The following is a 7,051-nucleotide window of genomic DNA, read 5'->3' as shown; positions in this document are numbered from 1 at the left end:
TGTCGGAAAAACTACATTCTTATTTTTTCTTTTTTTCAGAAATATGATATACTTCTATCTGGAGGTGTATCATTATGAATTATCAAAACAGAATTGATCAACTAAAAGGAGATCTCATGATATTTAAAGCATTGAATTCCAAGCCAAATTTCGCAGCTCTCGGACGAGAATATGATATGGATTGGAGAACGGTTAAGAAGTATTACGCAGGTTATGAAAGGAAGCCTAAACAAAGGAGGAAGATTTTATGACACTACATATTTGTAAAAATCTCACACGAACATTTGAATATTCAGAAATATGTATGTGAAACATTTGTTCTAAATATACAATCAGAACGAATGTTTCACTTGTTTTTTGACACAAAAATCAATGAACTCCTCCCTGTCAGAGCAGGCAGTATCCCCTCGGAAAATCATTTTTTCTGAGGGATTTTTTCTGTTATTATGTCAATTGAATATATAGTGGTATTGAGCTATAATGGTTATACGTTTTGCAGATTCGCAGGCAATATACATAACGTTTTTCGTGTTATGCAAACGAATATCTGCAAGGAGGAATTTAAATTGAAAAGAACAAAACAAGAAATTGTCGATCGCATTCTAGATCTTCTGACCGAGCTTGTCGATGACGTGCCTGCGAAAAATGAAAACCGGTCCCAGCCGATGGAAATGCTCACGATCAAAGAATGCACCGAAGCTGTCAGGGGTATTTCCGAACACACTATCCGTAAGCTGGCAGCTCAAGGACGGGTTCGCTTTATCAGAACAGGCGAAGGTGAACGAGGTAAAATCCTCGTCAATAAGCAATCCCTGCTTGAATATCTGGGAGTTGCTGCATGACCTCCGATTATTCTGCATTTATCATCTTAATGCAACTTGAAATGTTGACTTTAAAGTGTAAAAGTAGTATAATGACAGTGATATATCCGCTGTCAGAACGGAGGTAATATGTTTAAGACAGCAAAAGCCGTCACATTAAGAAAGGTGGCGGTAGTATAAACATTCAGGAACGCAGAAACAAAGAAGGAAAGATAACCTCATATCGCATACGTGTATATGATCACAGGGATACACTGACCTACAAACAGATCTTCAGAACTCTGTCAATAAAGTATGATCATGATAAGTCTGAAGCATGGAACGGAAAGAATGCTGAAAAACAGGGTATAATCTTTGAAAAGCAGATAGAGGAACAGACTGAAAGTGACTCTCATATAACCTTTGACAGTTACTGTGAATATGCTATTGGTATCAAGGAACAGTCTGGTCTGTCTTCTTCAAATTTATAGTTACAGAGGATATCGCAGGCGGGGGTGCTCCTTATATCGGTCATATTCAGCTGAAACAGCTTACTCCTGCTCTGATAAACAAGGCATACTCTGATCTTCTGAAAACACGTGTATCAAAAGCAACTGTATATCAGTATCATCTGTTCATTCATTCCGTGCTCGCTATGGCCTTTAAAGAATCCATCATTCCCCGTAACTATGCAAGTTCTGCTACACCGCCCAAGCGTGATTCAAAACCTGTACAAGCTCTTAGTGAAGATGATATCAACTCATTTTTCAATGCTTTGTATTCTGATGATAAGCATTATATGTAACAGGTATTTTTCAGTATAATGCTTGCAACAGGCTGCCGAATAGGAGAGATATGCGCTCTGATATGGGATAACATTGATTTTGAAAATAGTCGTATCCATATATGCAAGCATTATGTAGTGGATAAGGACGGTTCACGGCGCATTCAAAACGGATGTAAAACGGATGCAGGAGATCGCTGGCTAACAATGGACAATGAGATAATGGATATGCTTAGAGAATACAGATCATTTTATCTCAGAACAGCGGAGCGATATGGAAGCAAATGGGATTACAGAGACAACTCTGTTTTCTATTCAATGAAAAGAAACGGACATTTTCTTAATCCTTCGACAGTAAGATGTTGGCTCAATAGTTTTACCCAAAAGAACGATCTTCCGAAAATACACCCGCACATGTTCAGGCATACTTCTGTAAGTTTACAGTTGCAGGCAGGTATCAGCATAGCAGATGCAGCGAGGAGAGCAGGACACGCCCGTCCCGATGTTACTTTAAGGATTTATTCTTATACACTTAAGAATAATGATCTGCACTGCTGTGAAGCTGTAACAAAAACAATGCCTAAAATGCAAAAACGTGAGGCAGTGTAACATGATACAAAAAGCTACAATAATCCTATGTTATTGCAGCTTCCAATACCATTAAAGTTGACCGTGAATTGACCATTTTATTTTATTGCAAGCTCAAATTACTCTTAAACGACGTATTTTCGCTACAAGGGTTGATATTTGTATTTTAATATGTTATAATAATATACAGTATAATGTGCGAGGAGTATTATTAATAATGAAAACCAGTGAATTCAGGGATATCATTGATTACAAGCGCATAAAGGCGGACCGCGATACTGGTCTGACTGAAGAACAAGTAATGCAGAGGATTGAAGAGGGTCTCGATAATCGTCCCGTCGAAGCACCGTCCAAGACCGTGAAGGAGATACTCTCTGATAATATTTTTACTTACTTTAACCTTATATTTGTTATTCTCTCGGTGCTGCTGATAGTTGTAGGCTCGTATCGTGATCTTACTTTCATGCCCGTCATCATTGCCAATGCTCTGACAGGTATCATTCAGGAGTTGCGCTCAAAATCTGTCCTCGACAAGATATCAATGCTGAATGCTCCTGTATCTACTGTTGTTCGCGATGGAGAAATAAAAAAAGTTCCTTCGAAGGAGCTCGTTCTTGATGATATCGTAATATTCAGAGCAGGAAATCAGATATGCGCCGATGCTATAGTAGTTGACGGAAACGTATCGGTAAACGAGTCGCTCCTTACAGGCGAGTCTGACGAGGTGAGCAAGAAGCCTGGAGATACTCTCATGTCGGGAAGCTATATCGTTTCCGGAACCTGCCGAGCAAGACTGGAAAAGGTGGGCAGGGAATCATATATATCAAGGCTGACCATTCAGGCTAAAAAGACCAAGAAGGGTGAACAGTCGGAAATGATACGCTCCTTGAACAGGATAGTAAAATTTGCAGGCTTTGCTATAATACCAATAGGCATCATACTTTTCTATCAGGCATACTATCTGAATCATGAGACTATCAGGGCAAGCGTTCAGTCAATGGTGGCTGCAGTCATAGGAATGATACCAGAGGGCTTGTTCCTGCTTGCCAGCGTTGCCCTCGTTATCAGTACTATGAAGCTTGCTGTGAACAAGGTTCTTGTACATGACATGAAATGCATTGAAACCCTTGCACGTGTCGATGTGCTTTGCGTGGACAAGACAGGTACTATCACCGAGAATACAATGACTGTATCGGCTGTTGTGAATGCCGAGGAGGGCGATGACGACGATCGTATACAGGGTCTGCTCAGTGATTTTGCGGCAGCTCAGGATTCAGACAACGAGACTATGGCAGCTATTAAGAACCATTTCCACTGTCCGGCAGGCAGGAGAGCTGTTGCAGCTACTGGCTTCTCCTCTGAGTTTAAGTACAGCAGCGTTACATTTGAAAAGGATTCCTACGTTCTCGGAGCTCCGGAGTTCGTTCTCAGGAATAATATAAAGGATCACCGTGAGCTGATAGACTCCTATAGCCGTAAAGGCTACCGCGTGCTTGCCTTCGGCAGATACAGAGGCTTGCCGGACGGTAAGGAGCTGACCTCTGAGGTGGAGCCTGTATGCTTTGTTATAATGTCCAACCCAATAAGAAAGAACGCCCCTGATACATTTAGGTATTTTGCTGAGCAGGGTGTTGAAGTAAAGGTAATATCAGGCGATAATCCCGTGACCGTGTCTGAGGTGGCAAAGCGTGCTGGTATAAAGAATGCCGGTGATTACGTTGACGCCACTACTCTTACTACGGAAAGCTCCATAAAGGAGGCCGTAACAAGATATACTGTATTTGGAAGAGTAACTCCTGAGCAGAAGAGAAAATTCGTTAGAGCTCTGAAAAAGGCTGGAAAGACTGTTGCAATGACAGGAGACGGCGTAAACGACGTGCTCGCTCTCAAGGACGCTGACTGCTCCGTTGCAATGGCTTCGGGAAGCGACGTAGCCGCACAGGCTGCACAGCTGGTGCTTTTGGAGTCTGACTTCTCGAAAATGCCGGACGTAGTAGCGGAGGGGCGAAAGGTCGTCAACAACCTCGAACGCTCGGGCAGCTTGTTCATAGTAAAGAATATTTTCTCGTTCATCATTGCTATACTTTCGATATGCTTTGGGATGAAGTATCCGCTGCTCCCGTCGCAGATATCCCTTATAAGCGTGTTCACTATTGGACTTCCTGCCTTCTTCCTGTCGTTCATGCCAAATCGTGAGCTGATACGGGGACGCTTCATAATGAATATCCTGCTCAAGGCTCTACCTGCAGCTCTGACAGACGTGCTCGTCGTAGGAGCCATGATATATTTCGGCAATATATTCAGCGTGGCTCCAAACGATATCGCTACGGCTTCCACGATACTTATGAGTATTGTTGGCATGATGATACTCTATCAGATATCCAAGCCGCTTGATGTTTTGAAAATGGGTATATGGATAGGCTGCGGACTCGGTCTTGTATGCTGTATGGTATTCGTCAGCGACCTGTTTTCAATATCCTCAATGTCAAACAGATGTATCATACTCTGTGTGAACTTCTCGATAATCGCAGAACCATGTCTGAGGTACCTGACCATGATAACAAAAAAGGTGCAGGACTTCTTTGTAAAGGATGAGCCCAAAACTGAATAATACAAAAGGCAGTTCATTAATTGCAGTACTAATAAAGTTCCTTTACAAGTACTACATTTATGAACTGCCTTTTTAATCACTTTTTTCCGAAAAGACCTTTTTTTACATAGGGCTCAGTAGTCATACCGAGTACCTTGTATCCGTCCTTTTCAATTGCTTCTCTGAGGACTTTTTCATCAGGCTCATTTTCAGTGATAAGTTCTGTAATGCCTTTTTTGTGTGAGGAGGTCACCTTTTCGGCGGAGACCACTCCGCGTACAGCGTCGCTGACGTGAGCCTCGCACATTCCGCACATCATTCCTTCGATATTTATTACGGTTTTGAACATATTTTTCAGCTCCTTTGGTTAGTGTGTACTGACATTATGATTTTACTCCTTTTTCAGCGTCTTGTCAAGTAGTCAGGCGCTTTTGCACAAGAGGCATAGGTGTCACATATATGGTTCATTGCCGCCATGTGTCTTTGCGGTTTGACTTTTGATGTGAAATATGGTAATATATGTATAAGAAATTACGCTCTACGTAAAGGAGTAGTTTTATTATGAAAAACACTATCAGGAGAGTTGCGGCTGTCCTTGTTGTTATAGCACTCGTATTCACTATGCAGTCATGGCTGCCTTTAAGCAGGAATGTTCATGCGGCTGCACTGGCTGTATGGCCTACGGAATCAAGATTCAGGAATATTACGACTTATTTTGACTCTTCAAGAAATGTGAACGATGTTTCCGGATATCACAACGGCATTGACATAGAAGCAAACGGCGGAAGCAGTATTTATGCTGCCTACACCGGAAAGGTCACCTCTGCGGACTGGAAGGACGGCTACGGCTATATGGTAATAATCTATCATGCCGACCTCGGTGTGTACACCTTCTACGCTCATGCCTCACAACTTCTTGTGAGCGCTGGAGCTTCTGTAAATCAGGGCGATATCATCGCTCAGGTGGGAAGTACGGGGAATTCTTCAGGAAATCACCTCCATTTTGGTATATGCGATACATTGCAGGCTGGATGGCCAGCGCGTACCTACTACGATCCGCTCGGTTATTTTACGTATTCCGACAATGCTGGCGGCAATACGACAGTTGCTCCGCCAACAATGAACGCTGAGCCAGAGTGCAGTTGCACCGAGGAGTGTGCAGGTCTGTATACCACAAAGGGCGTTGTGACTTATCTTAATATCAGAGCCGGACATAATACTACGTCAGCAGTGATCGGAGAAATACCGGCAGGCGCTGAGTTCACCGTGACCAAGGGCAATGGAGAGTGGGCTCACGTTGATTACAACGGCAAGAAGGGCTACGCTTCAATGGCATATATGCAGCTCAAATCTGAGCTCAAATCGGGAATGACCATAGAAGGAGCCACATCTCCCACAGGAAATATTTCCAAGGGCAAGGCTTTTTCGATAAAGGGCGTAATTACATCGAATTTCAAGATTACAAAGGTCTATGGCGGAGTTTATTTCCGAAGCGGAGAGGTTACCAGCCAGTATGCGGAGGCTACTCCAAACGCCTTCAAGTATGATCTTTCTTCATATTTTGACCGCAATATCGTCTTTAACGCCCTCAACGACGGTGATTATACTTACAAGATAACTGCCGAGGACGAAAAGGGTGAGAAGTTCGAGTTGGTGACAAGCGATTTTGTTATAGGCAAGGGAAGCGGTACACCATCAGAAACGGCTGTTGCAGGCGACCTTAACGCCGACAGAAAGCTTGATATATCCGACTTGGTGATCTTGCAGGATCATTTGCTTAACAAGTCGGAGGGCTTCACAAAGGAGCAGTATGAGGCTTCAGACCTTAATAAGGATGGAAGCGTAGATGTTTTTGATCTTGTAGCCATTAAGAAGGCTATCATTAAGGCTTCGGCTTGAATAAAAAAATGATCCCGGAGGTGTTGCTTCCGGGATCTTTTATTAACTATATCATGCTTTGTATTTTTTATACGTATATATTACGCTATAGAACCAAAAGAGTGATCTTCAGGTATGGATGTATCAGTGACAACGACTTCAAAATCGTCATTTATATCAGCGTTCTTGTCTAATTCGATAAGAAAATGCCACTGGCACATTGCCATATCGCCGCCGTTTTTCAGGAGTTCTATCTCAACCTTGTCTTTGGTCACCTTTGTTACCTTATGACATTTGGTGTTGATAAATGTTTCCTGATAAAGGATAATTACAAGTTTATGACTTTTGAACCATTCATCGCTGTATTTTTCAACAGCTTCTGAAAAGGGGGCAGAGTAATTAGAAAACCAG

General features: G+C 42.5%; 7 protein-coding genes. 5 read left to right on the top strand and 2 right to left on the bottom strand.

All coding sequences use genetic code 11. The annotated features are described in order from the left end of the window. The first annotated feature begins 74 nt into the window (after positions 1-74). The 4 genes from J6U00_RS11090 to J6U00_RS11075 all read left to right on the top strand — a co-directional run bounded on the left by J6U00_RS11090 (position 75) and on the right by J6U00_RS11075 (position 4,783). The gene (locus J6U00_RS11090) at positions 75-251 is read left to right on the top strand and encodes a hypothetical protein (protein ID WP_296581864.1); all 177 of its coding nucleotides are present in this window, start codon (positions 75-77) and stop codon (positions 249-251) included. A 315-nt stretch (positions 252-566) separates the two neighbouring features. After that, complete coding sequence (locus tag J6U00_RS11085) at positions 567-842, top strand: DNA-binding protein (RefSeq protein WP_296581860.1); 276 nt, start codon at positions 567-569, stop codon at positions 840-842. 778 nt (positions 843-1,620) lie between these two features. Continuing rightward, a complete protein-coding gene (locus tag J6U00_RS11080; protein ID WP_296581862.1) occupies positions 1,621-2,193 on the top strand; it encodes a site-specific integrase in 573 nt (190 codons plus the stop codon). A 196-nt stretch (positions 2,194-2,389) separates the two neighbouring features. Further along, on the top strand, positions 2,390-4,783 hold the full coding sequence (locus J6U00_RS11075; protein ID WP_296581858.1) for a cation-translocating P-type ATPase: 2,394 nt from the start codon (positions 2,390-2,392) through the stop codon (positions 4,781-4,783). A 76-nt stretch (positions 4,784-4,859) separates the two neighbouring features. On the opposite strand, the gene J6U00_RS11070 is transcribed toward J6U00_RS11075, so the two are convergent. Continuing rightward, entirely contained in the window at positions 4,860-5,111 is a 252-nt protein-coding gene (locus tag J6U00_RS11070; RefSeq protein ID WP_296581856.1) for a heavy metal-associated domain-containing protein, read from the bottom strand. Between the two features lie 212 nt (positions 5,112-5,323). Between J6U00_RS11070 and J6U00_RS11065 the strand changes: the two genes are divergently transcribed. After that, positions 5,324-6,661, top strand: coding sequence for a peptidoglycan DD-metalloendopeptidase family protein (locus tag J6U00_RS11065; RefSeq protein WP_296581854.1), 1,338 nt, complete (start codon positions 5,324-5,326; stop codon positions 6,659-6,661). A gap of 80 nt (positions 6,662-6,741) precedes the next feature. Here J6U00_RS11065 and J6U00_RS11060 read toward each other — a convergent pair. Beyond that, positions 6,742-7,051, bottom strand: a 310-nt coding sequence (locus tag J6U00_RS11060; protein WP_296581852.1) for a hypothetical protein, incomplete at its 5' end; no start/stop codon positions are given.

Source organism: Ruminococcus sp. (assembly GCF_017650195.1).
Lineage (GTDB): Bacteria > Bacillota > Clostridia > Oscillospirales > Ruminococcaceae > Ruminococcus.
This window is presented reverse-complemented; position numbering and strand designations above follow the sequence as displayed.